Source organism: Paludisphaera mucosa (genome assembly GCF_029589435.1).
In the GTDB taxonomy this organism is placed as follows: Bacteria; Planctomycetota; Planctomycetia; order Isosphaerales; family Isosphaeraceae; genus Paludisphaera; species Paludisphaera mucosa.
Genome location: NZ_JARRAG010000001.1, coordinates 1406208 through 1429054, shown reverse-complemented (window position 1 = coordinate 1429054; position 22847 = coordinate 1406208). Strand labels below are relative to the sequence as shown.

General features: G+C 68.7%; 33 protein-coding genes. 19 read left to right on the top strand and 14 right to left on the bottom strand.

Annotation, left to right across the window (positions count from 1 at the left end; genetic code table 11):
- Positions 1 to 174: 174 nt before the first annotated feature.
- Positions 175 to 402: a hypothetical protein gene (locus PZE19_RS05860; RefSeq protein ID WP_277859638.1), complete on the top strand. Its 228-nt coding sequence runs from the start codon at positions 175 to 177 to the stop codon at positions 400 to 402.
- 151 nt (positions 403 to 553) lie between these two features.
- Here PZE19_RS05860 and PZE19_RS05855 read toward each other — a convergent pair whose 3' ends face one another.
- The 7 genes from PZE19_RS05855 to PZE19_RS05825 all read right to left on the bottom strand — a co-directional run bounded on the left by PZE19_RS05855 (position 554) and on the right by PZE19_RS05825 (position 5706).
- Complete coding sequence (locus PZE19_RS05855; protein WP_277859637.1) at positions 554 to 1426, bottom strand: S1 family peptidase; 873 nt, start codon at positions 1424 to 1426, stop codon at positions 554 to 556.
- Between the two features lie 25 nt (positions 1427 to 1451).
- Positions 1452 to 1649: a hypothetical protein gene (locus PZE19_RS05850; RefSeq protein WP_277859636.1), complete on the bottom strand. Its 198-nt coding sequence runs from the start codon at positions 1647 to 1649 to the stop codon at positions 1452 to 1454.
- A 243-nt stretch (positions 1650 to 1892) separates the two neighbouring features.
- Positions 1893 to 2615, bottom strand: coding sequence for a hypothetical protein (locus tag PZE19_RS05845; protein WP_277859635.1), 723 nt, complete (start codon positions 2613 to 2615; stop codon positions 1893 to 1895).
- Between the two features lie 102 nt (positions 2616 to 2717).
- Positions 2718 to 3446, bottom strand: a complete 729-nt coding sequence (locus PZE19_RS05840) for an AbiU2 domain-containing protein (protein WP_277859634.1) — start codon at positions 3444 to 3446, stop codon at positions 2718 to 2720.
- A 99-nt stretch (positions 3447 to 3545) separates the two neighbouring features.
- Positions 3546 to 4160 carry a hypothetical protein gene (locus PZE19_RS05835; RefSeq protein WP_277859633.1) on the bottom strand — a complete coding sequence of 205 codons (615 nt, stop codon included), beginning with the start codon at positions 4158 to 4160 and terminating at the stop codon, positions 3546 to 3548.
- A gap of 221 nt (positions 4161 to 4381) precedes the next feature.
- Positions 4382 to 4888: a hypothetical protein gene (locus PZE19_RS05830; protein ID WP_368411243.1), complete on the bottom strand. Its 507-nt coding sequence runs from the start codon at positions 4886 to 4888 to the stop codon at positions 4382 to 4384.
- A gap of 404 nt (positions 4889 to 5292) precedes the next feature.
- Positions 5293 to 5706: a hypothetical protein gene (locus tag PZE19_RS05825; protein WP_277859631.1), complete on the bottom strand. Its 414-nt coding sequence runs from the start codon at positions 5704 to 5706 to the stop codon at positions 5293 to 5295.
- A 143-nt stretch (positions 5707 to 5849) separates the two neighbouring features.
- On the opposite strand from PZE19_RS05825, the gene PZE19_RS05820 reads away from it, so the two are divergent.
- From PZE19_RS05820 to PZE19_RS05735, 18 genes are all read left to right on the top strand, one after another.
- Positions 5850 to 6035, top strand: a complete 186-nt coding sequence (locus tag PZE19_RS05820; protein WP_277859630.1) for a hypothetical protein — start codon at positions 5850 to 5852, stop codon at positions 6033 to 6035.
- Between the two features lie 72 nt (positions 6036 to 6107).
- The gene (locus PZE19_RS05815; RefSeq protein WP_277859629.1) at positions 6108 to 6392 is read left to right on the top strand and encodes a hypothetical protein; all 285 of its coding nucleotides are present in this window, start codon (positions 6108 to 6110) and stop codon (positions 6390 to 6392) included.
- Positions 6393 to 6520: 128 nt separating this feature from the next.
- Positions 6521 to 7222 (top strand): sigma-70 family RNA polymerase sigma factor, encoded by a 702-nt coding sequence (locus tag PZE19_RS05810; RefSeq protein WP_277859628.1) that lies wholly within the window; start codon positions 6521 to 6523, stop codon positions 7220 to 7222.
- A gap of 69 nt (positions 7223 to 7291) precedes the next feature.
- Positions 7292 to 7492: a hypothetical protein gene (locus PZE19_RS05805; RefSeq protein ID WP_277859627.1), complete on the top strand. Its 201-nt coding sequence runs from the start codon at positions 7292 to 7294 to the stop codon at positions 7490 to 7492.
- A gap of 43 nt (positions 7493 to 7535) precedes the next feature.
- Positions 7536 to 9065 carry a UvrD-helicase domain-containing protein gene (locus PZE19_RS05800; protein ID WP_277859626.1) on the top strand — a complete coding sequence of 510 codons (1530 nt, stop codon included), beginning with the start codon at positions 7536 to 7538 and terminating at the stop codon, positions 9063 to 9065.
- 71 nt (positions 9066 to 9136) lie between these two features.
- Positions 9137 to 9775 carry a phage replication initiation protein, NGO0469 family gene (locus PZE19_RS05795; RefSeq protein WP_277859625.1) on the top strand — a complete coding sequence of 213 codons (639 nt, stop codon included), beginning with the start codon at positions 9137 to 9139 and terminating at the stop codon, positions 9773 to 9775.
- A 102-nt stretch (positions 9776 to 9877) separates the two neighbouring features.
- A complete protein-coding gene (locus PZE19_RS05790; RefSeq protein WP_277859624.1) occupies positions 9878 to 12427 on the top strand; it encodes a DNA primase family protein in 2550 nt (849 codons plus the stop codon).
- Positions 12428 to 12491: 64 nt separating this feature from the next.
- Positions 12492 to 12806: a hypothetical protein gene (locus tag PZE19_RS05785; protein ID WP_277859623.1), complete on the top strand. Its 315-nt coding sequence runs from the start codon at positions 12492 to 12494 to the stop codon at positions 12804 to 12806.
- 226 nt (positions 12807 to 13032) lie between these two features.
- Entirely contained in the window at positions 13033 to 13260 is a 228-nt protein-coding gene (locus PZE19_RS05780; protein WP_277859622.1) for a hypothetical protein, read from the top strand.
- A 17-nt stretch (positions 13261 to 13277) separates the two neighbouring features.
- Positions 13278 to 13400 carry a hypothetical protein gene (locus tag PZE19_RS05775; protein ID WP_277859621.1) on the top strand — a complete coding sequence of 41 codons (123 nt, stop codon included), beginning with the start codon at positions 13278 to 13280 and terminating at the stop codon, positions 13398 to 13400.
- Positions 13397 to 14146, top strand: a complete 750-nt coding sequence (locus PZE19_RS05770) for a DNA cytosine methyltransferase (RefSeq protein WP_277859620.1) — start codon at positions 13397 to 13399, stop codon at positions 14144 to 14146. Before PZE19_RS05775 ends, PZE19_RS05770 begins: the two co-directional genes overlap by 4 nt.
- Positions 14147 to 14183: 37 nt before the next feature.
- Entirely contained in the window at positions 14184 to 15389 is a 1206-nt protein-coding gene (locus PZE19_RS05765) for a hypothetical protein (RefSeq protein ID WP_277859619.1), read from the top strand.
- Complete coding sequence (locus PZE19_RS05760) at positions 15389 to 15871, top strand: hypothetical protein (RefSeq protein ID WP_277859618.1); 483 nt, start codon at positions 15389 to 15391, stop codon at positions 15869 to 15871. Before PZE19_RS05765 ends, PZE19_RS05760 begins: the two co-directional genes overlap by 1 nt.
- On the top strand, positions 15868 to 16110 hold the full coding sequence (locus PZE19_RS05755; RefSeq protein WP_277859617.1) for a MerR family transcriptional regulator: 243 nt from the start codon (positions 15868 to 15870) through the stop codon (positions 16108 to 16110). Before PZE19_RS05760 ends, PZE19_RS05755 begins: the two co-directional genes overlap by 4 nt.
- A 17-nt stretch (positions 16111 to 16127) precedes the next feature.
- Positions 16128 to 17276 carry a tyrosine-type recombinase/integrase gene (locus PZE19_RS05750; RefSeq protein ID WP_277859616.1) on the top strand — a complete coding sequence of 383 codons (1149 nt, stop codon included), beginning with the start codon at positions 16128 to 16130 and terminating at the stop codon, positions 17274 to 17276.
- Positions 17277 to 17474, top strand: a complete 198-nt coding sequence (locus tag PZE19_RS05745; protein ID WP_277859615.1) for a carbon storage regulator — start codon at positions 17277 to 17279, stop codon at positions 17472 to 17474.
- A 141-nt stretch (positions 17475 to 17615) separates the two neighbouring features.
- Positions 17616 to 17942 (top strand): hypothetical protein, encoded by a 327-nt coding sequence (locus tag PZE19_RS05740; RefSeq protein WP_277859614.1) that lies wholly within the window; start codon positions 17616 to 17618, stop codon positions 17940 to 17942.
- Positions 17939 to 18295: a hypothetical protein gene (locus PZE19_RS05735; protein ID WP_277859613.1), complete on the top strand. Its 357-nt coding sequence runs from the start codon at positions 17939 to 17941 to the stop codon at positions 18293 to 18295. Before PZE19_RS05740 ends, PZE19_RS05735 begins: the two co-directional genes overlap by 4 nt.
- Positions 18296 to 18313: 18 nt before the next feature.
- Here the strand turns inward: PZE19_RS05735 and PZE19_RS05730 are convergent, their stop codons facing one another.
- From PZE19_RS05730 to PZE19_RS05700, 7 genes are read right to left on the bottom strand one after another with little or no spacing between them, the layout of a single operon-like run.
- The gene (locus PZE19_RS05730) at positions 18314 to 18589 is read right to left on the bottom strand and encodes a hypothetical protein (RefSeq protein WP_277859612.1); all 276 of its coding nucleotides are present in this window, start codon (positions 18587 to 18589) and stop codon (positions 18314 to 18316) included.
- Positions 18586 to 18948 carry a hypothetical protein gene (locus PZE19_RS05725; RefSeq protein WP_277859611.1) on the bottom strand — a complete coding sequence of 121 codons (363 nt, stop codon included), beginning with the start codon at positions 18946 to 18948 and terminating at the stop codon, positions 18586 to 18588. The genes PZE19_RS05730 and PZE19_RS05725 overlap by 4 nt, the downstream gene beginning before the upstream one ends.
- Positions 18945 to 19787, bottom strand: coding sequence for a hypothetical protein (locus PZE19_RS05720; RefSeq protein WP_277859610.1), 843 nt, complete (start codon positions 19785 to 19787; stop codon positions 18945 to 18947). Before PZE19_RS05720 ends, PZE19_RS05725 begins: the two co-directional genes overlap by 4 nt.
- Before the next feature lie 3 nt (positions 19788 to 19790).
- Positions 19791 to 20216 (bottom strand): hypothetical protein, encoded by a 426-nt coding sequence (locus PZE19_RS05715; protein WP_277859609.1) that lies wholly within the window; start codon positions 20214 to 20216, stop codon positions 19791 to 19793.
- Between the two features lies 1 nt (position 20217).
- Positions 20218 to 21120, bottom strand: coding sequence for a hypothetical protein (locus PZE19_RS05710; RefSeq protein ID WP_277859608.1), 903 nt, complete (start codon positions 21118 to 21120; stop codon positions 20218 to 20220).
- An 18-nt stretch (positions 21121 to 21138) separates the two neighbouring features.
- Entirely contained in the window at positions 21139 to 22659 is a 1521-nt protein-coding gene (locus tag PZE19_RS05705; RefSeq protein WP_277859607.1) for a hypothetical protein, read from the bottom strand.
- 1 nt (position 22660) lies between these two features.
- Positions 22661 to 22843 carry a hypothetical protein gene (locus PZE19_RS05700; RefSeq protein ID WP_277859606.1) on the bottom strand — a complete coding sequence of 61 codons (183 nt, stop codon included), beginning with the start codon at positions 22841 to 22843 and terminating at the stop codon, positions 22661 to 22663.
- Positions 22844 to 22847 lie beyond the last annotated feature (4 nt).

The following is a 22847-nucleotide window of genomic DNA, read 5'->3' as shown; positions in this document are numbered from 1 at the left end:
AGATCGCCGAGGATCTGCGGCCTACGCGGTAATCGCGTCCACGGAATTTCCAAAGTGCATGCGATGGACATACTTACCTATGTGGGCCGCGGGGTCGTCCCGGGGCGAGCGAACGAGCCTCGAGCGTCGAAGCCGCGTCGGGGCCGGATGGGCCTCATCCAGGAGAAAGAACCCATGGCGGACGTGAACGGCGAGATCCTCGAAATCCGGACGGACGACGACACCGACCGCCTGGCCGACGTCTTCCTCAGGGGGGTCGCCTTCGGGCTCTTCGGCCGCGAGGCGCTGAAGCTCAGGGTCCAGGCCCACGATTGGGCCGGCAAGGGCCCAGCGATCGAGTTCGACGGGCCGCCCGAGATGATCGAGCGATTCCAGGACGCCTTCGCGGCGTTCGCGAACTGAATCGAGGGGCCAGGTGGGCCCCACGACGTCGCGCGGGGGGCCTGCCCACGTGTGGGTCGAGCCCGGGGCCGAGCGGAGGCTCGATCACGACGAGACATTAGGCCGCGCGGACAATGAACGCCGCACCCTCCGCGAGGGGTGCGGCGTTTTTTCATGCGCCGGATGAACCGTCGGTGGCTTCGAGCGGGGATGGCGCGGCGGATTGCGACCGGATCAGGGGTTCGAATTCCAGAAGCCTATGAGACTTGATCACGTGCCCGAGGTTGATCAGCATCCGCGAGACCGCCATAAGTTTGGGCGGCCCCTCCACGCTCAGGGGCACGAGATCGCCGTAGATTTTCTGAGTAGGTCCCTCGTACAAAACCCCGAGAAGTTTCGCCCTCGCGCCGAATCGCAACTCGCCTCCCTGGTGGAAAGCGCCCGAGTTATACAAGAACACGGGCGAGCCGCTCGATCCCGGGAAGCAGGCTGCATCGATCAGAAACTCATGCTGTCCGCAGTAGTCGAGGTTGGGATGCGAAGCCGTGATACCTCTTCGGAATAACGGCATATTGTTATGCGTATCCCATAGGCCATTTGGATAGCCGACCATCAGGATGTCTTCGACCGCCCCGACCTCGTCCAGCTCGGAATCGCTCGGGATCAGGTCGGGCGTCAAAGGTTGCAAGTACATTTTCCAGCCCAAGCTTTTTACGGCATGGATCAGAGGACCGATCAACATCATGCACAAGTCGACGGCCGGGTCGGGATGTCCGATCCAGCTGTTTTCGAAATCCAGGAGCTCGAACTGGATGCTCTTCTCCGGGCGTCCGACACCTTCGACCTCCCGGATGTGGATCTGAAGATGCCCCGTCGTCGCCCCCTTGACTACGTGTCGATTCGTGACGATGGCCGGCCAGCCCGTCGCGCCATCGGAACAAAACCGGAAATAGAATCCCGTCCCGGTGGATAGGCCAGCGGGCGTCTGGCACTCGATCCTCACCGTCGCATAGGCCAGGGCTTCGCTCAACAACAGCTCGCGCATGATCTCGCATCCTTATCATTGGCGTTCAACCTTCGGCCGCGAGGGCGTCGCGGACCCGGACCAGGACCTCCGCCGGGCCGCGGGCCTTGAGCCGCAGCATGCCGGGCGGGTCGCCCGGCCGGGGCGGCGCCTCCTCGATCTCGACCTTCCAGGCCTCGCCGCCGCCATGCTCGACGAGCGCCTCCCTCTCCGCGACCCGCGCGTAGGGGGACCGTCGCCGCACTCCGCCTCGACGACGAGGTGGGCCGTCGCCGCGCCTTCGATCCGGTCCGTCACGGCCCTCCCTCCCCCGCCGCCGCCAGTCCACGCGCTCGACCAGCTCGTTCAACAGCGCCAGCGTGGCGTGGGAAACGGGCCCCAAGTCCCTGCGGATCGTGGCTCGCCGCGCACCGAGCGACTGAGCGTAGTAGAGTGCGGCCCGATGTAGTCGATCGCCGTGGACTCACGAGCCCTCTCGATTCAAGCTTCAGACTCCAGGGTCCTCAATCAGAAACATGGGAGGACTTTTCGGCCACTCCACAGGGTGACCCCCTTCGATCCTCTTCAAGAGGGTGATGAGTTGGACTAAACCACCGTCCACCGGCTCGAGCGGACTTCCCTGGTGTTCGCCCTCGAACGACATCTCCGGAGGAGGAAACGTAGGACCAAATCCATACGCGGAGCGAACATCCTCCAACATTATTCTTGCTTGCTTCACGAACTCGTTGACGTCTTCGACGAAAATCTTGGGGGTCTGGACTCTGCCGACGATCGTCTCGTAGTCATTGTGAGCGATGGATTTGTGCCTTGCCGTGAAAATTCGTTCGCGGACGTCCTCGATGAGCGTCAGCTTACGATGGAATTCCAGCTTGAGTTCTTCCTCGCCGTCCTTGCCGATGGCGTCTGCCAACTGGGCGAGCGTGCAGTTCGCGATCCCCTTTTTTTCATTCCACCAAGCGACATCACAGATCGTACAAGCGCTTAGAATAAGTTGTTTATACAAGAATCTTTGTAATAAAACCATTGAGTAAGGCGCGAGCCTTCGCCATAACTCCAAGGTCGAAGGATCACCGTAAGTTTGCCTTAGTATAAACATCAACTCGCGTAATTGTCTGATTTGCTCATTGAGCGCGTAGTACCTCTCCCTGACCGATGCTCGAGTATCGAACCTCGGTTTTTCATCAGGTGAAACCTCGTCTGGTTTATCCATTGGCCTTTTTCTCTCCGGCTCGTGCTAAACACAACTGCATTTCAGGATTTCATCAGCCGCACGCCGAATCGCGTTCGTACGCGACTGGAGTCATGGCTAAGATCAGTCGCCGGGGACGCCGCCGGAATCTTTCGCCTCGTCCGTCTGCACTTCCATGATCGGCCCCGGCCATCGGGCCGGCCGGCCCGCTCGTACGTCCTCCAGCAGCGCGATCAGCCGCGCGAAGTTCGAGGCCGGACGCTGAGCCAAGGTCTCGCCCGGGGCCGTCGAGCGCTTGCTGCCGGGGTCGAAGGTCCTACCGATGCCGTAAGCCCCCTGGACGTCCAGGAGGATCCACCCCGCGGCGTCTTCCAGCCGGCTGAAGACGTCGCGTTGCAATCTCCATCGCCCGTCGCCCTCGGTGTGGGCGACAAAGTCGGCATGGGCGAGGTGCGCGTGCCTGATCGCCCGGAGCTTCCCGACGTCCTCCTCGCGCTCCGCGACCGCGGTGCGAATCCGCCCCCCCAGCTCCCAGCGGCCGTCGGCCTCGACCAGCTCCGCCAGGCGTTCCAGCGTGCAGCGGGCCTTATTCCGCCTCTTCTTGTCCAGCCAGGCCGAGTCGTAGACCTTGCTGAGGCCCAGGAGGGCCTGGTTGATCATCGCCTGCTGGACCATCGCCATCGCGTTCGGCGCCAGGTCGTTCCAGAGGGCAACCCTATCGCGGCCGACGAAGAGTTCGTCCAGGAGCTTGACCAGGCCCCGGGCCCGCGCGACCTGCCTCACGAGCGCGTGATACGTCTCGACGACCACTGGACCTCTTGGAGCGGGTGCCGCCCCTTCAGGTTCGACCATGCGCGTCTCCTTTTGCAGCCGGGCAGCCTGCTGCGCGAACCAATGCCCACCGTTTCCCTCATCGAGTCGACCACGATCGACCGCGCTTAGCCTGTTGCCTCACTTGTCAGGCAGAGCTGGATTGTCGTCCACGGGATACGGGCCGGGCTCCGCCCCGGGCCGAGAAAGCTTCAAGATCGAACCGGGCGCGGGCTTCAAACCCTCATCGCGAGACCGAGTTGGATCAGACCCCTCACCGATGAGTTCCTCCCATGACTTCCACCGACACAATTCGACCTCATCGGCCAGCTTCTGGATCGCAGCTTCGTTCGTTGAAGCCCACCACTTGGTCAGGTCCAGGAGCAGGCTGGCCATGTCTCCAATGTCTGTGCCAAACATGGTCCTATCCAAGAGCGAATCACACCAACGAAGGAACCGAGAAGCCCGATCCTCGGCCTTTTCCAACTTCCCTCTTAGTACCCGCTGGTCTTCGCCGTTGAAGCCGCGGATAAGGGCCGACTTCAAATAAGCTATGCATTCGTCGTAATCCACTTTTGCATCGTCGTAGAGCCTACGTCCCTCGCGCTCTATGCCGTCTTGATTGAGCTCCCAGACCAATTCCCGCGACGCACGCGCCCGCCCCTCAGCTAGCGACTTTGCGCGATGGAGCTCGGCCGCCAAGGCGGGGAACTCCGCCGGGGGCACGGGCGTCTTCCACATGACCAGCAGAATCATCCCTACGAAGACACTCGCGAGAAGGGCACGGATGACGTACGCAGGATCGGCCAGGAGGTCAGCAGTGCGAAAGTATCTCCGATCTTCATTGTCGTCGGATCGACCGGCCGTCATTTCGACCATCTCTCCCTGTTAAGCCTGCTGCCGGGCTTGGGCAGTGTGAGCCGTGCACCTGGCAGAATGAACCCGCCAGCCGCGGAGGGTAACGTTGATGGAACAAATCACTCTCTGAACTGTCCATGATCGAGGGACCCGAGATACCCCCGTTTCATGGCATCGGGATGTTCCTCGGCGAAGGAGGCGGACTTGTTGGCCCGCGCCGCTTCCTCCGTCGAGTAGAACCAGGCTTCGTCGAGCCGTTCCTTCTGAGCGATCGCTCTGGCGATGGATTCGCGCTCGGTCTTCGGGGTCTTCGGGGACAGGGACGGCACGATCACGTCGCTGGATCGACCGACGACAGCGTTCGTGATGACCTTGACCACGCGGTAAGCGGGGAGGTCGTCCACCGCCTCTCGCTCGTACGGCCCTTCGGGCGACACTGGGGCGCGGCGGACGTCTACCGGTCGTTCGCCCTCGGGACGACGCGGTGCCAAGATCGTACCCGCGACGACCACTACAACGAGCAGCAGGCCCAGCGTCAGGCACAGCCGGACGATCTTCCCGAGACAGCCGACCTTCTTCAGCAGGACGCGGCCGCACTTCGGGCAGGCCGGGGCCTTCTTGCTCACGTCGGCCCCGCAATCGGGGCACTTCTTCAGCCGAGCCATACGCCACTCCCTCGGCCCTTCTCAGGGCCTGGCTTCCTCGCCCACCGCAAACACCTGGGACGAGTCTGCTCGATCTTTCTGCAAAGCAGGCCGTCCACGCCTCGGAGGTGGACCATACGACGTCCCTCGAGCGATGAGAACTCGGCAGTCGACCTGCTGCGCATTTCTGCGCAGCAGGTCCTTCCAAGGTCTCCTCCCCCCCTGCTCTGGTGCGCTGGTGCGCGGGAAACAGGGTAAAAGGCATTCGCAAAGAATAAAGGAAAAATTGAACACTAGTACAGGAAAATCGATGGACTAACTGTACCAACGTTCTATTTTTGTGAATGCCGTGCGGGGATGAAAACGACGCGCACCGGCGCACCGGATCAAGGCCTGATCAGCCGTTTCGTGGGCTCCACGCTCCGACGGGGAGCAGGCGTCTCCTGGACCGGCTCCGGCTCCAGGATGGGGATGTTCGTCGAGGTCAACGCCCTCCCCTCGGACAGGCGAAGTGTTGCGAGCCTGGCTGGCAACTGGTCGAGCGGAACCTTCAGCAGTTGATTGCACAGGTCAGCCCCGTCCAGGGCGATCCGGTCCTGGACCTCGGTCGGCTGCATCGCCCACCAGGTCAGAATCGAGTTGACCAGAGCGGTGATCGAGAAGACCTCGCCCCCGACGCGTGGCTCGTGGACGCGCTTGATTCGCGTCACGCCGTCCTCGACGGCTTGCTTGATCTCGGTCAGCGACCGGCTCGGGAGCCGCGCCGACTCGACGAATTTCCGGGAAAAGTTGTCGCTCATAAGCCAAATTTTCCCAACGCGTTAGGTGTGCGTCAACGCGAATCTGCAAACTCGCACGTTGACACAGTGGCCAATGTGCGTCTATGCTTAGGCTCAGACGCACATGAGCACCAACGCTCCTGTGCCAACGAAAGGAGGATCAGATGCCCGAGACGAAGCCGAAGCCCGAGACGACCCGTTCGCGGATGAACCTGGTCGTCGACGACGACATCGCGGAGACGATCCGCATCGAGGCCGTGAAGACCAAGAAGCGCCCCGGCGAGGTCGCGAGCGAGAGGCTCCGCGACTCCTACCGCCAGGCCCCCATGCGGACCGGTCACGCATCCTGACGCCCGCCGTCGTCGTCGGTATCAAGACATTCCTTTCCGACAACCTTAGTCCACGAAGCTGGGGGGCATGACATGGCGATGCGGGGCGTGAACGTGTTCCAGATCGGCGACCTGCGGGTGACGCCGGACGACGCGGACCTGCGGGGCGGGTGGCGGGTCGAGGAGGACGGCGCGGTGGTGGCGCGGGGGATGACGCACGGCGAGGCGACGTTCTGGGCGGTCCGCACCCACAACGTGACGCTCGCGGCCCGGATCCAGGAGCGGATCGCGGGCTCGACGCTGGACTCGACGACGACGACGCGGCGCCTGGAGGCCGCGCTCGCGGCCCTCGAGGAGCGACGGTCGAAGGCGGGCTGACGACGGGCGGAGAGAGATGGGTTTCCCAGGATCGGGAGGACGGCGAGATGGGATCGGACGGACGAGGGTCGGATCGGGAGCCGACGAGGCGCCGACGGCCGCGGAGCGAGCAGGAGACGGGTGGTGCGTTGTCGACGCTCTCGCCGCTGCTCACGGGAAAGTACCTGACGCCCGCGGAGGAGGCCGAGCTGGGCCGGGCGCTCGTGGCCGGCCGGGGCGACGACGCGTGCGACGAGCAGATCGCTGCGGCGAAGGCGGCGCGGGACGAGCTGGTCGTTCGGAACACGGCCTTCGCCATCCGGAAGGCGGTCGACTTCCGGCGGTTCTACCCCGAGCTGAACCTGGACGACCTGGTCGGCCAGGCCATCCTCGGGCTGATCGACGCGACGGGGCGGTGGAACCCGGAGCGGGCCCGATACACGACGTGCGCCGGGTTCAGCGTCAGGCGCCGGCTTGGCGAGGCGTTGACGCTCGAGGCCATGGTCCACATCCCGCAGTACCTCAAAAGCCGGGACAAGCGGGCGAGGCCCGAGTTCCTCGCGGCTGCGGCCAGGATCTGCCGGGCCGAGACCGGCGACCTCGTCGCGGTGGTCGACGAGCGTTCCGACGCCCCGGACGTCGAGCCGGAGCTGGCCGACGACCTGGAGCGGCTCCCGGCCGCGCTGGCGCTCCTCGACGAACGGCCGCGGGCGATCGTCACGCGTTATTTCAACCTCGACGGAAGGTCGCCCGAGCGGCTGGGCGGCCTGCGGAGGCGGCTGCGGCTTTCGGACGAGGGCGTCCACCGCAAGGTCGACCGGATCCTCGACGAGGTCCGGGCGGCGTTCTGAATCGAGTCGATCATCCCCCGCGTCGCGGGGGGAAAGGGGGGAGGTATGTGCGGGAAATCGTGTCCGGCCGTGAATCCGATCCGGGAGGACCTCTGGTGCGGATCCTGCCGCGCCGAGGACCAGGTCATGTGGGACGAGCTGGGCGAGCTTCACCAGCTCGAGGTCGACGCGGCGGCGGCGATGGCCGTGACGCCGGCGACGGACGAGGAGCGGCGGCGGTACCTCGACGAGGTCGCGCCGCTGGTGCGGGCGGTCCTCGGGGCGGCGTGAACGGTCGGGGATCCATCAACCACGAACGAGAGGGGGACTCATCATGGGATTGGTCGCAAGGAGCGCGGACGTCGGGGGGGCCGTGGAGGAGCGGCCGCCGTTCCGGCCGTCGCCGCAGCAGGCGGACTTCCTCGACGACCTGGTCGAGGGCGACAGGCACATCCTGCTCGCGGCCCGGGCCGGGTCGGGCAAGTCGACGACGTGCCGCCAGGGGTCGCACGCGCTGGGGCCGCGGCGGCGGTCGGTCTACTGCTGCTTCAACTCGCACGTCGCCCGCGAGTTCCAGGCGGGCCTGCCGCCGAACTGCCGGGCGGCCACGATGCACAGCCTCGGCCTGCAGATGCTGCGGGACGCGGCCGGCGGCAAGACGGTCTCGGTCGACCTGGAGAAGGTGGACCGGCTCGTCGAGAAGCGGTTCCCCCGCCAGTGGGACCGCCAGCCGCAGTGGGCGACGCGGAAGCTGGCGAGCCTCTGCAAGAACCTCCTGCTGGACGGCGAGGACCCGGGCGAGCTGGAGGACCTGGCGGCGGCCTACGAGGTCGACCTGCCGACGGGCCGGCTCGACGAGGTCCTGGAGGCTGTCCCGGCCGTCCTGAAGGAGTGTCTGGAGACGCCGGCGCTCGTCGACTTCGACGACATGATCTGGCTGCCGGTGAAGCTGGGCCTCCGATCGGCCGCGCGGACCGACGTGCTGTTCATCGACGAGGCCCAAGACCTCAACGCGGCCCAGCACGCCATGATGCCGGGCCTCTGCCCCTCGGGGCGGATCGTCGTGGTCGGCGACCAGTACCAGGCGATCTACGCGTTCCGCGGGGCCGACGCGCACTCGCTGATGAAGCTGCAGGCGAGCCTGGGCGGCTCGGAGCGGGGCCTGTCCGTCCGGCCCCTGACCTACACGCGGCGGTGCCCGAAGCGGGTCGTCGCCCTGGCCCGGCGGCTGGTGCCTGACCTGGAGGCGCTCGACGACGCCCCCGACGGCGAGGTCGTCGAGGAGCGGCCCGAGAAGTGGTTCGAGGCCGTCGGCGTCGGCGACATGGTCCTTTGCCGCACGAACGCCCCGTTGGTCTCGGCGTGCTACCAGCTCCTGAAGTCGGGCGTCCCGGCGGTCATCCGCGGGCGGGACATCGGCAAGGGCCTGACGGTCTTAGTACGCCGCCTGAAGCCGCTGACGGTCGGCGACCTCTTCCGGGCCGTCGGCGACTACCGGGCGAAGGAGCTGGACAAGCTCTCGCGGCTGCGGAACCCGGCCTCGGCCGTCCAGGCCCTGGAGGACAAGTGCGACTGCCTGCTCGCCATATGCGACGGGGCGTCGACGGTCCAGGAGGTCCTGGGCCGTATCGAGCGGATGTTCTCGGACGTCTCGGACGGCAACGTCGTGACGCTCTCGTCGATCCACCGCGCGAAGGGCCTGGAGCGCGACCGCGTCGTGGTCCTCCGGCCCGACCTGCTCCCCGGCCCCTGGGCGAAGACGCTCGAGGACCAGGCCCAGGAGCGCAACATCCTCTACGTCGGCGTGACCCGGGCGCGGTCGCGGCTGACGTTCTGCGGGCCGACGCCGGCCCTGATCGCCTGAGGGCGGACCCGTTGCGCCCGATCCATCCAGGTTTCCCGTCGTTTTCAGACCTTCAATTCCGGAGTTCACGCATGGGCATCGTCGCGCAGCAGGGTGAGACGCGGACCCCGATCCCGGCCGGGAAGTACCTCGGCGTCGTCGTCGGGGTGTACGACATCGGCACGCAGACCGGCGGCAAGTTCGGCGACAAGCGGCAGGTCGTCGTGACGTTCGAGCTGCACAAGAAGAAGGGGGTGTGCCGCAACGAGGAGGGCCAGCCGCTGCTGACCTCCAAGTTCTACAACCTATCGTTCGGCAAGAAGAGCGGCCTGCGGGCCGACGTGGAGTCGATCCTGGGCCGGTCGTTCACCGAGACCGAGGCCAAGGCGGGCTACGACGTGACCGATCTGGCCGACAAGGTCTGCTGGCTGGTCGTGAAGCACGAGACGAAGGACGACGGCTCGATCCGCGACTTCATCGACAGCTTCAGCCTGGTCGACGAGGACGACCCCGAGCCGACCAGCGAGACCGACACGGTGGTCTTCGATCGGCTGGACCCGTCGCGGCCCTTCCCCAAGGAGGTCCCCGAGTGGATCCAGACGATGGTCAAGAAGAGCAAGGAGTACGCGTCCCCCGGGTCCTCGGGCGGCGGCAAGCCGGCGGCGGCCCCGGCCAAGAAGCGGCAGACGGTGCCGGCGGACGACGACGACGACGACGATCCGCCGTACTGACCGGCCGGTCCGTCTTCGTGGAACCTCCGGGGAGGCGTCGCCGCCTCCCGGGGGGTCTTCCCCTCCCCCGCCCCGCCTTGAGTTTCATGGACTTCCGAAGTCATGGCGATCATCGCGAACGCGAGCCCGGCCGACGACTCGCCCGATCCGCTGCGGTGCGACGCGGCCGACAAGATCCAGGGCGTGCTGCGGATGCTGGCCCTCGGGCCGGTCGTCGAGCTGCGGGCCCCCCGGGTGAGCCGGGCCGGGACCGACGTGACCCACGTCGAGACCGCGATCTACCCGACCGACGGCGAGGGCCTCCGCAAGCTGGCGAGGGACGCCCGGGCGCTCTCGCCGCGGGCCGAGGCGGTGTTCGTCACGCTCAACGACCTGCGGCCCGACCTGAAGGGGGCGGCGACCGACGCCGACGTCACGCGACGGGTTTGGCTCCTGGTCGACGTCGACCCGGTGCGGCCGGCCGGCGTCAGCTCCACCGACGCCGAGAAGCAGGCGGCGTGGCAGGTAGCCCTGTCGATCCGCGACGGCCTCGAGGGGCGGGGCTGGCCGCGGCCGATCCTGGCCGACAGCGGCAACGGCTTCCACCTGCTCTACCGGGTCGACCTGCCGGCCGACGACGGCGGCCTGGTCGCGCGGGTCTTGGCCGCGCTGGGCGCCGAGTTCGACACCGACCTGGCGAAGGTCGACCGGACGATCGGCAACTCATCCCGGATCTGCAAGCTCTACGGCACCCTGGCCCGCAAGGGGCGGTCGACGGCCGAGCGGCCCCACCGCGCGGCATTCGTGCTGGAGGCCTTCCACCCCATGGAGGTCGTGCCGACGGCGTTGCTGGAAGGCCTGGCCGGCCCGGCCGAGGGGACGGCGGCGACGAAGGCCCCCCGCCCCGCCCCGTCGGCCGGCGGCATCGTGGCACGCGACCTGGGCGAGGACCCGGTCGAGGCCTACGCGACGAAGGCGCTGGAGGAGGAGGTCCGGCTGGTCTCGACGACCCCCAACGGCCACCGCAACCACCAGCTCTTCAAGTCGTCGGCCGCGCTCCGCGAGCTGGTGAATGCGGGGACGCTCGACGGGCCGACGGTCGAGTGGCGGCTGCGGGACGCGGCCCGGATCGCCGGCCTGGCCGACGCCGAGATCGAGACGACGCTGGGTTCGGCCCGGCGGAAGACGCAGGGGAAGTCGCGGAGCCTCGAGCACGTGGGCCGGCCGGCGACGCGGACGGTGGTCGACCCGGCCGACGACCAGGTCCGGAAGGGGGAGGAGGACTGGGAGCTGCTGGCCGAGGGCTACATGCGCGAGCGCCGCCGGCACGGCGAGAACTCGACGATCCTGTTCTGGAACGACGAGTGGCACACCTGGGACGCCGGGGCCTGGTCGCGGACCTCGCCGCGGGTGGTGAGCGCCGGCGTGACGAAGCACTGCCTGGCCCACTTCCGCCGCCGGGCGAAGGCGACGGGCGCGACGATGCGGAACGTCGGGACGCGGACCGTCGGCAACGTGATGACGATCCTGGGCGCGAAGGCGCTGGTCGACCCGCGGGACGTCCTGGAGCAGCCGGCCTGGCTGGGGGTCGCCGGCCCGCCGCCCGCCGAGTGCCTGAACTGCCGCAACGGGATCCTGCACCTGCCGACGGCGATCGAGAAGGGCCCCGAGGCGGCGCTTACCCCGCCGACGCCGCGGTTCTTCGCGGCCAACGTGCTGGACTACGACTTCGACCCCGAGGCGCCGAGGCCCGAGCGGTGGCTGTCATTCCTGAAGGAGGTCTGGCCCGACGATCCCGAGTCGATCCTCTGCCTGCAGCAGTGGTTCGGGTACCTGCTGACGCCCGACACCAGCCAGCAGAAGATCCTGCTCATGCTGGGCCCGAGCCGGGCCGGCAAGGGCACGATCGTGCACGTGCTGCGGCGGCTGCTGGGCCGCGAGAACACGACCGCGCCGACGCTGTCGAAGCTGGGCGGCCAGTTCGGCTGCCAGGCCCTGATCGGCAAGCTGGCGGCCTTCTGCGGCGAGTCGCGGATGAGCGGGCGGTCGGACTCGCAGGCGATCGTCGAGCGGCTGCTGTCGATCAGCGGCGAGGACCCGCAGTCGATCGAGCGCAAGAACCTCGTCGACTGGGAGGGGCGGATCACGGCCCGGTTCGTGATGAGCGCCAACGAGCTGCCCCGGCTGGGCGACTACTCGAACGCGATGCCGAACCGGCTGATCGTGCTGCGGTTCCTGCGGAGCTTCGTGGGCCGCGAGGACACGGAGCTGCGGTCGAAGCTGGACGCCGAGACCTCGGGGATCCTGCTCTGGGCCGTCCGGGGCTGGGAGCGGCTCCGCGAGGCCGGCCGGTTCGTCCAGCCGGCGAGCGGGCTGGAGAAGATCGCCCAGTTCAAGGAGGCGAACAACCCGATCGGGGCGTTCCTCGCCGAGTGCTGCGAGACGGGCGTCGACCACCTCGTCAGCAAGTCGAAGCTGTACGAGGCCTGGACGACCTGGTGCAAGGCCAACGGCCGCGACCACCCCGGCAGCAAGCAGGGCCTGTCGATCGGGATCTCGACGGTCCTGGAGGGCCTGGGCGTCGAGTTTGGGGAAGTCGTCCCTCGCGACGGCGAGCGGCGGGTGCGGGCGTGGAAGGGCCTCAAGCTGCGGGACGACCTGGCGGCCTACTGAAACGAATCGATCGGAGTCCGACCCATGGCGGGCTGGATGTCGGGGTGGCTTCTGGAGGAGAGCGATGTCGCGGACGCAGGGATACTGGCGGCGGATCGCGCGGGACGCGGTGGCGGCGGCCATGGCCGAGGCCATGGCGGCGGGGCTGTCGGGCCGGGACCTGGAGCGGGCCGTCCGCAGGCGGTGCCCGTTCTCTCGGTCGAACCACCCCTACCGGGTGTGGCTGGAGGAGGTCCGGTTCCAGCTCGAGGGCCGCTGCCGGAGTTTCCCGAGCCTGGTCCGGACGAGGCCGACGGCCGGGCGGATTTCTTTGCAGCTCATCCCCGCGGATTCCTCGTCGCCGCCGCACTCGGTCGCGCGTGGACCGACCCGGGGCTAGCCCGCGAGGGGGTCGACGTCGAGGGCCTGCTCCACGGCAGGGGCTGGGACCATCCGGGGGTCGAGTCGGGCGAGCGGCTGGAGGACGGCGATGGGCGCGTGGAAATCCTGGGCCGCGAGCGAATCGCGGCCCGTCGGGACGCCCGCAAGGGAGTCGAGGCTCGCGCGGCGGGACTACGCGACGGCCTGGTCGCGGATCAGGACGCGGCCTGAGGGGGCGGTCGACCATGGCGCGTTACAGGGCTTTCGACGTGGACGGGATGGAGTTTCCAGGCCTCTGGGAGGTGCTGCGGAGGTTCGGGAGGGAGGCGGCGGATCAGCCCCGGCGTCGGGCGTCCCGGCCGCTGTACGGCCTGGTCGCCGAGGGCCCGCACGCGGGCCGCCGCGAGCACCTGGGGACGGTGGAGACGGCGCGGGGTCGCGTGGGCCTGGTGGGGGTGGAGCCGGCGGAATGAGCGAGGGGAGGTGATCGGTGGGCGAGCGGTCCTGGGAGCTGGCGGTCATGGCGTGCTTCTTCGCGGCGCTCCTGGTCTGGGCGTTGGCGACGTCCGGTGAGCCCGAGTGGGACGACGAGGAGTGGGAGGGCGGCGAATGACGACCTTCGGAAGTCTTTTCGCCGGGATCGGCGGGCTCGACCTGGGTCTGGAGCGAGCCGGCCTGCAGTGTCGTTGGCAGGTCGAGCGCGATCCTTACGCCCGCCGCGTGCTCGCCAAGCATTGGCCTGACGTCCGTCGCCACGACGACGTCCGGACCTTCCCGCCCACTGATCCCGAGGAATGGAGGGTCGACCTTGTCTGCGGAGGCTTCCCCTGTCAGGACCTCTCCTATGCCGGGCGAGGGGCGGGACTCGCCGGCGAGCGGTCCGGACTCTGGTCCGAGTTCGCGCGAATCGTTCGCGTGCTACGACCCCGTCTCGTCCTCGTGGAGAACGTCTCAGCGCTCATTACTCGGGGGCTGGATTCCATTCTCGGGACGCTGGCCTCGTTCGGGTACGACGCGGAGTGGGACTGCATTCCGGCGGCCGCCGTTGGTGCCCGTCACCTTCGCGAACGCGTTTTTATCCTTGCGACCGCCGTGGAGGTTTTCGACCCCCGTGGCGTCTCGTCGAGGTCAGTACAAAACGGCTCGCGTCAAGAATTCCAAAGGCGGTTGCGCGACGTTCGAGGCCGAGATTGCATCTCTGGGGGACCGTGGGCCGTTGAACCCGGAATACCGCGAGTGGCTCATGGGATTCCCTCCCGGGTGGACCGACTGCGAGGGCTCGGAAACGCCGTCGTCCCCCAGGTCGCCGAGTTCATCGGAAGACGATTGATCGAGTTGCACGGTGCTTTGACTGACTGAAGCCTCGCCAGCTTTCTTATGCAAGGGAGCGGATTCGATGACCACGGAAACGATGACGGACGAGACGAAGAAGCCCAGGAAGCCCCGCAAGCCGATGGGCGCGGCGAAGGTGCCGACGGCGACGGTGGAGGCCCCCGACGAAGCCGATCGGGTGGGATGCGGAAAGCCCGCATCAGACGCGTTCGATGCGGGCTTTCCGCACGATTGGGAGTCGACGCCGACCAAGGCCGTTTTCACCAGCGCGACGATCATTCCAACGCGGTTCGAAGAGGTCGGGTTGAAGACGCTCGGCGACCTGGCTCGCGTCCTGAAAGAGGGGGGCGGGCTTGCGACGGCGTTCAAGGATTGGGCCCGCTGGAACGTCCCGTTGTCGTGGCATAAGTCGATCAAGAGCGACGTTCGGGCCTGGTCTGCCGATCATCCCGGCTTCCCTCTCGAGCTGCTCGACGACCAGGTCGTCGCCGAGGAGCCCGCGCCCCTCGGGCCGCCGCCGACCATCGAGCCCATGGCGCCGGCGACCGAGGTCCCGGCGGGCTTCCCTAGCATCACGCCGGAAGAGCGGCGGCGTGAGGAGCAGGATTCGCTCATCCGCCAGATCGCCGAGTTCCGCCGCCTGAAGCTGGAGGCCTACCGGGAGTGGACGGACGCCAAGGCCGAGGCCAAACAGATGGTGGCCGAGAAGAAGGAGGCGTTCGACGACGCCTGCTCCACCCTGGAGGAGCTGACGGGCGAGCTGGTCGGCATGAGCGTCCGGCCGCTGTTCGCGAAGCGGGACGAGCCGGCCGAGACGCACGCCCCGACGGTCCGGGAGGCCGCCGTCCCCGAGCCGACGGCTGAGGAGGTCGAGGACGACGAGCCGGAGGAGGCTGTCGACGCCGAGGTTGTGAAGCCGTCCGACTGGCGGGAGGAGCTGCTCTTCGACGTCCTCGGCGGCCGGGACGAATACTCGGAGGACATCGCCTCGTCGATCGCGGAGGCTCTCGCCCTGGGCGAGATCGACGTGACGATGGACCTGGTCGACGGGGCATTCCAGGCCGGCCTCAAGATCGGCGATATGGAGATCGACGAGGATGCCAAGCTGCGGTTCCGGGCCGCGCTGGAAGCGTGGCACAAGTCGAAGGGCTGGCACGCCGGCGTCGAGCATCCCGAGGGGATGTCGCTGGAGTTCGTCACGTACAAGCACCACGGCCTGACGCCCGAGCCGCCCAAGAAGAAGCGGGCGAGGCGGAAGGAAGCGGTCTGATGGGGCGTCCCCGGTCCAAGACCTTGAAGCCCGGCATGCCCGAGTCGCGGGTCCTGATGGGGTCGCTGCAGGCCTGCCGATTCTGGTGCATCGACGTGAAGCGGCAGAACACCGGCGGCATGATGAACGACAAGGGCCGCTACGTGGCCTTCGGGGTCAAGGGCGACTCGGACATCGCCGGGACGACCGAGGCCGTCTGGGGGCCGCTGCGGGGCCGCACGGTGCACATCGAATGCAAGCGGGAGGGGTGGAAGCCTCCCCGGCCGCCGAAGTCGGGCAAGGTCGCCGGCCCGGCCCGCCTGCGATGGGAGGCCCAGGTCGCCCGCCTGCGGAAGACGAACGCGAACGGGGGGTACGGATTCTGGAGCGACGACCCCGAGTACACGTTCCGGGTCCTGGAGTTGCTGCGTCGCGGGTGCACGATCGAGATCGGCGACGACGACCACTGCGTCGTGGTCATGCCAAATGGAGCATCGACATGAAGGCGAAACCGAAGGCCGCGAAGAAGCCCGCCGCCGCCCCGCGCCCCTCCCCTCCCCCGGGCGTGACGACGCTGCTGACGTCGGCCGAGGTGGCGGCGGCCCTGGCGGTGTCGATCCGCAAGTTCCGGCAGATGACGGCGACGGGCCTCTTCCCGCGGGGGGCCGGGCCCCCGGGGATGGATCCGCGGTGGTCGACGAAGACCGTGAACGAGTGGATCGCCAGGAACTACGGCGGCTGACGGGACGGGGGGCGACGGTGGGTCATCTCTTCCGGAGGAAGACCAGGGACGGCAAGTTGGCGGCGCGGTGGTCGTTCGTGTACCTCGACGCGAACGGCCGGCGGCGGACGGGGACGGGGTCGAGCGACAAGGCCGCGACGCGGCGGATCCTCGACGAGCTGGAGACGAAGGCCAAGCTGGTGCTCGCGGGGGTGATCGCCCCTGAGGACGACAAGGCCGAGAAGGCGGCGCGGCGGCCGATCGCCGAGCACGTCGAGGACTTCGGGCTGGCGATCGTCGCCAAGGGGGGCACCGAGAAGCACGCGCGGGAGGCCCGCGGGGCCGTCCTCCGCCTGCTGGAGGGCGCCGGGGTCGAGCGGCTGTCGGGGCTGGACCAGGAGACGCTGCAGGCGGCCCTGGCCCGGCTGCGGGCGCGACGGTCGGCCCGGACGGCGAACTACGCGCTCAAGGCCGTGCGGTCGTTCCTGCGGTGGTGCGACGACGCCGGCCGCATCAAGGCGGCGCCCAAGTGGCTGCGGAGCGTGAAGACCTACAACGAGAAGGTCGACGTCCGCCGCTGCCGCCGCTCGCTGACGGCGGCCGAGCTGGCCCGGCTCCTCGAGGTCGCCGCGGCCTCGCCGCCTGTCGCGCGGGGCGGACGCCGGGGGGTGCCGGCCTACCGGATCAGCGGCGTCGAGCGGGCGGCGCTGTACCGGCTGGCGGCGTGCACCGGCCTTCGCGCCAACGAGCTGCGGACGCTCGACGCCTCGGCGTTCAAGTTGGACGGCCCCGACCCACACGTCGTGGTCCGGGCGGGCTACTCCAAGCACCGCCGCGAGGACCGCCAGCCGCTGCGGGCGGAGGACGCGGCGTTCCTCCGCGAGTGGCTGGCGAGTCGCGAAGGGGCGGCGGTCGTGGTCGTGCCGGCGGACACGGCGGCGATGCTGAGGGGCGACCTGGAGGCGGCGGGGATCGCGGCGGAGACGGCCGACGGCGTGGTCGACTTCCACGCGTTGCGCGCGACGTATATTACACTCCTCCTGGAGTCGGGGGCCGACCCCAAGGAGGCGCAGCGCCTCGCGCGGCACAGCACGATCACCCTGACGATGGACAAGTACGTCAAGAAGACCGAGCAATCCCTCCGGGACGCCCTGGAGGGCCGCAAGGGGCCGAAGGAAGGGGACTGAATGCTGGTGCTCAGCCGCAAGCCGAAGGAATCGGTCTGGCTCGACCTGGGGGACGGCCGGTTCGTGAAGGTCGAGTTCTGCCTGCTCAGGGAGGGCCGCGTCCGGCTGGGGTTCCACGCCCCGGCGACGGTCCAGATCCTCCGCGAGGAGCTGCTCGCGCCGGACGAGCGGAAGCGGCGGGAGGAGCTCGTCTCGTGACGTGATCCGCCGCGATGCCGCGCAATGGAAAACGCCCCGCCTTCGCCCCACGGAACGGGGACGAGGGCGGGGCGTTCTTCGTTCCGGGACCTAGGGTTTCGATGTCGGGGGGAAACGGACGGGGTGGAAAGGACGGCTGCCATGAACCGGTCGAGCTGCGAGGTCCGATGCGACGTCAGCTGCGACGTCTGCGCCGTCGAGCCCGCGTCCTTCCCCGCTCACGGGGAGTTCGGGGGCGTTTCGCCGGGGATCCTCGGGACCATCCTGAAGTACCAGGGTTGGCTGGTCGGCTCCAACGGCCTGCATCTCTGCCCGAGATGCCACGCCGCGAGCCGGCGGGACTTGAAGGCGCTGGCCTCCGTCGGCGTCGCGTGGGCCGACGACGTCCGGGACGCGGGGCCGGTCCCGGCGAGGGCTAGGGCGATCGTGACGCGACCGAGAGAATGGGACGGCAGGAGGTTCAGGTGAGAGATTTCGTGAGCGGTAGGAGTTTCTTCGTCGACGAGGACGGGGTCCTCGACGAATTCGACCGGAACGGGCTGGTCGACGCCCTGCGTGAGCACCTCGGGGAGGACTTTTGGTACCCTCGTCGCGTCGCCGGCCAGGCCCGTCGACGGAAAATGCCCCACCTGGTCGAGGACGGTCCCCGCGTCGAGAAGCTGTTCTTCGACTGCGCGGTGGTCGAGCGTCGCCGCGATCGCACGATCTCCCGGGTGCAGGTCGTCTTCAGGCATTTCCGGCGGATGGTCGCGATCCGCGCCGAGTTCGAGGGGGCCCGCGAGTGGCGGGTCGAGAGGACCCGCGACGTCGCCCTGGCCTAGCCTCCGGTCGACCCGGCCTCAGATCGGGAGCCACCAGTCGACCAGCTCCCAGGGGATCGCCCCGCCGTCGTCGCCCCGCGGGTCGTCGGGGTCGATCTCGACGGCCTGGACGGTCAGGCCCTCGCCCGAGGGGAGCCAGATGTAGGCGCGGCCGCCGATCTCCAGGGCCTCCAGGACCTCGCGGTCGGCCGACTGGTAGCCGCCCGGCCGGCGGCCGACGCTGAAGTCGGCGACGAACGTGGCGGGGACGGCGGCCAGGGCGGTGACGGGACGGGGGGCGGTCGCGTCGCTCAAGGGGTCTCTCCGATCGTCGAGAGGTCGGGCCCGGGGCAGCCGATGCAGTCGTCCAGCGTGACGTCGCGGCCCAGCTTGGAGCAGCTGCGGGCCCCGGTGCAGCCGCACGCCGCGGGCCCGGCCGCGGGGCACTCTCGGGCCCGCTCCGTCGCCCGGAGCGCGTCCGCGAGCGGGATCCGGGCGGGCGTCGAGGCCGGCGGCCGCGGGGCGGGGCCGGCCCGGAAGCCGGCCGCCATCTCAGCGACGGTCGCCCACGCCCCGGCCCGCTTCGCGGCGTCGGGGTTGGCGTCGGAGACCAGCCAGCGGAATCGCTCGTGGCCCGTCCGCTCCATCACCAGGTCGAGGTCGTCCTCCGTCATTCGCTCACCGTGATCGTGAACGGCGTGGCGACCGGATGGTGCCCCAGGACGTAGATCGACCTCGTGAAGGCGGGCGTCGTACAGTTCCCGAACCCGTTGTAGGCCAGCGTCGTGTTGATGTTGCCGGCGATCGAGAAGCCGGCTCCGGATATGATCGACCCGCCGCTCGACTGGACGTTCCCCTGGCCGAGGGCGGGCGGCGGCCCCGTGGGGCAGTTCGGGGAACTCACCCCGGCCGACCACTTCCATTCGAACTGGAAGGACACGGATCCGGCGGCGTACGGGCTGGACCAGTTGCAGTTCCACGCGAGCTGAAGGTTGACGGTGACCGGCGTGCAGCTCGCGGAGCCGTCCGGCGGCGAGTACCCGTAGCTCGTCATCGTCGCTGTGCCGAGCCATCCTTGCAGGCCGGTTATGTTCGTGTAATTGAGCACGCCGGACGCGCCGGTCAGGGAGTCGGACCAGTACAGGACGTCGGCCCACGGATTGTTGCCGACGCCGCAATGGTAGCCCGACGCGGGGATCATCGTGGACGTGGTCGTGGTGGCCGAGGAGTTGAACGTCCTGGTGCCCGCGAAGCTCGCGTAGCGGGGGTGCGAGACCTCCAGCCAGTACGAGCCGCCGGCCCCGACGTTCACGATCACCTCGCCCGACGTGGGAGTCCCGAAGGCGTCGGTCGTCCCGGTCGCCAACAGCGTCGTCTTCGCGGAGGACGTCCAGACGTTGACGGTCGCCCCCGGGATGCGGGAGTTGCCGCAGCCGGCGGGGATCACCTTCACGAGGTAGGTCGGGGCCGTGCACATGCACTTCCCGGGGGCCTGGGTGACGGCGCTGGGCATGGGTCAGACCACCGTGCACGAGTCGAGGAGGGCGTCGTAGGTCCCGTCGTCGTTGGCGATGCACGCCACCAGCTTGTTGGCCAGGGCCGAGTCCTTGTACCACCAGTAGATCGTGGCGGAGGACGCGACCAGGGCGAGGGCCCCGGCCGAATTCTCGTACACGTCGGCGACGAACGTCTTCGGCGTCAGCGCCGGCCAGGTGCCGGTCGCCGCGAGCACCCCGCCCGAGGGGATCCGGCACCAGGAGGCCCGGGTCCGCCGGATCGGCAGCGCGGTCACCTGGAGGCCGCCGGGCCCGACCCGGCCCGCCAGCCCGGCGCCGAAGCGCACCCGCTGCAAGTCGCGGACCGCCTCCTGCATCCGGTTCCACATGGCCGCGGTGATCGGGTCGCCGGCCCTGGCGTCGCGGGGGTTGAACTTGGCGGCCACGTCAGCTCCGATCCAGCGCGGTGAAGATGTCCCGGAAGTCGGCCGAGGCGAAGATCGGGGCCCCCGAGCCGGCCCGCTTCACCGCGACCGGGACGCCGTCCCTCGGCAGCATGTTCCAGGTGACGCCCGGCGTCCCCGCCACCGCGAACGACAGCACGAGGTTCTGGCTGAACCCCTGGGTGGTCGCCTCGACGCGGGTGGTCATCCCCTCCAGGAGCAGCTCGCCGATCCCGCAGTTCAGGACCGCGACGGAGTTGACTTTGTTGATATATGGGCGGACCGCCTGCCAGGGCAGGTAGGGGATCGCCGGGAACTCCAGGTCGAGCACCGACTCGCAGGAGGGGATCGCGTGCTCGCCCGGGACCGTCTTGGAGTCGCTCGTGTACTGGAAGGAGCCGGCCTTCGACGTGTCCATCTTCCCGGAGGAGCGGACCGTCTGGCGGCAGACGGTGATCGGGTTGGAGGGGTCGAGCTGCTGGAGCGTCCCCTCGCCGGGCGCCTGGCCCTGGCCGGGGGTCTGGTAGGTGACGGTGACCTTCGCGTAGCTGAAATATTCGCCCGGGAATAGGCCCAGGTTCGGCATGCTGGCGTCGTCGACCGCGTCGCCGTCGATCCCGCACGGCGTCAGGTCGAAGTCGTGGGCGTAGAGGGCGGCCGTCGTGAAGGGGAGCCGGTGCGGGGCGTGGTAGGTGATCGCGCCGTAGACCGTCGCCGCCGTGGACAAGCCCATCACCTCGTCGACGAAGACGAAGGCGTCGGCCCAGAGGACCAGGTACTCGACGAACGCCCGGTAGCCGCTCTCGACGTCGCCGGTGATGTGGTAGGTGGAGGGGACGACCCGGTGCGGGGTCGTCAGGCCCGACAGCAGGGTCAGGCCCGTTCCGCCGGGGGGGATCTCGGCCATGCGTCAGGCTCCTCGGGGTCAGGTGAACCGGGCGACCGACGCGCGGCCGACCGCCTCCGCCGTCCGCCGGGTGTTGGCTTCGGTCTTCTCCGCCGCCGCGAGCTGCTTCTTCGGGACGTCGTCGCCGCCCATGATCGAGAGCGTCAGCCGGCGGGCGAAGTCGGCCGAGTCGTAGCTCTGGCCCCCCTTCTCGGAGGCCTCCGCGGCCTTCGCCGCCGCCGCCCCCTTCGCCGGGGCGGCCTTCAGCTTGTTCGCGATCCGCTCCGCGCGGGCCCCCTCGCGGTCCTCCATCTCCTTCCCCTTGGCGGCGATCTCGTCGGAGAGGTCGACCAGGGCCGGGCGGAGCATCTCGGGGAGCTTCTCCGTCGTCGCCTCGAAGCCGTCGAGCAGCGGCGTCCACTCGAACTCGAAGCCCGAGAGGGGGTCGGTGAAGAACGAGTAGACGGCGGCGGCCAGGCTCGCGAGGTTGCCGGTGAAGTTGGTGAAGACCGCCTTCAGGGCGAAGAAGCCGTCGGCGATGAGGTTGTACCAGTTGCGGCCGATCCAGCCGGCGATCCTCCCCACGTTGTCGGGGAGCACGCCCAGGATCGCGATGAGGTTCTGGCCCATCTCCGAGGCCTTGATCGTCGTCATCTCCCAGACGGTCCCGAGGTTCCGCCACAGGACGCCGACGGTCGCGACGACCTCCGAGACGCCGGCCGCGAACGACTCGAAAACTCCCCCCAGCCACTCGATCCCGGGGCCCACCGAGCCCACCAGCGAGTTGCCCGCGACCAGCACGGCGTTGAGCGCCGGCTCCAGCTTGCCGGCGAGCTGGACGGCGGCGTTCGTGAGGTCGCCGGTCAGCTTCCGCCACTGGTTGGCCGTGCCGCCCGCCGTCCGCTCCAGGTCGCCCTGCTGGTCGATCGACTTCGCCATGATGAGGTCGAGCGTCGCCTGCTTCTTCGCCAGCTCCGAGACCTCGTTCTTGTTCGCCGCCAGCCCCATCGCGACGGCGTGCAGCGCCACGGCGTCGGCGTTGAGCATCACGTTGAACCGCTCCAGCGGGTCGAACTCGCCGCGAAGCGCGGCCCCCAGGGCGGTGAAGACCTCCTCGTTCGTGCCGTTGCCGAAGCTGGCCATGTCCATGCCCAGCTTCGCGAGCTGGTTGCCGACGTCGGCGGCGGCGTCGCCGGTCAGGCCGGCCGCCTTGAACGACGAGCCGAACCCGGCGGCGGCGTCCATGAACGACTGCTTCACCACCCCGTATTTGGCGGCCATCTCGTCGGCCTGGGCGGTGATCTTCCCCGCGCTGGATCCGAAGATCGCGTCGACCTTGCTCATCGTCTCCTTCAGGTCGACGGCCCCCTTGATGCCAGAGGCGAAGAACCCGGCGATGGACGAGCCGGCGGCGGCGATCGCCTGGCCGGCGAGCGTGCCGACGGCGGAGCCGGCGGCGACGCCCCAGGCGGAGAGGCTCGTCTTCGTCTCGGCGAGCGTCCCCTTCAGGGCGTCGTCCTTCGCCTTGATGTCGACGAATAAGGATGCGAGCTTGAACACGTCAACGGCCTCCGATCAGGCGGTCCAGGTCTGCCCACGACTCGACGGGGATGTTTCCGGCGTGGGGGTCGGCGTCGCGCTCGCGGAGCGCGTGGACCAGGCCCGTCAGCGTGTAGCGGGCCCACTCCCACTTCCGCATCCCGAGGCGTCTCTCGGCCTCCGCGACCAGGTCGACGAGGTCCATCGCG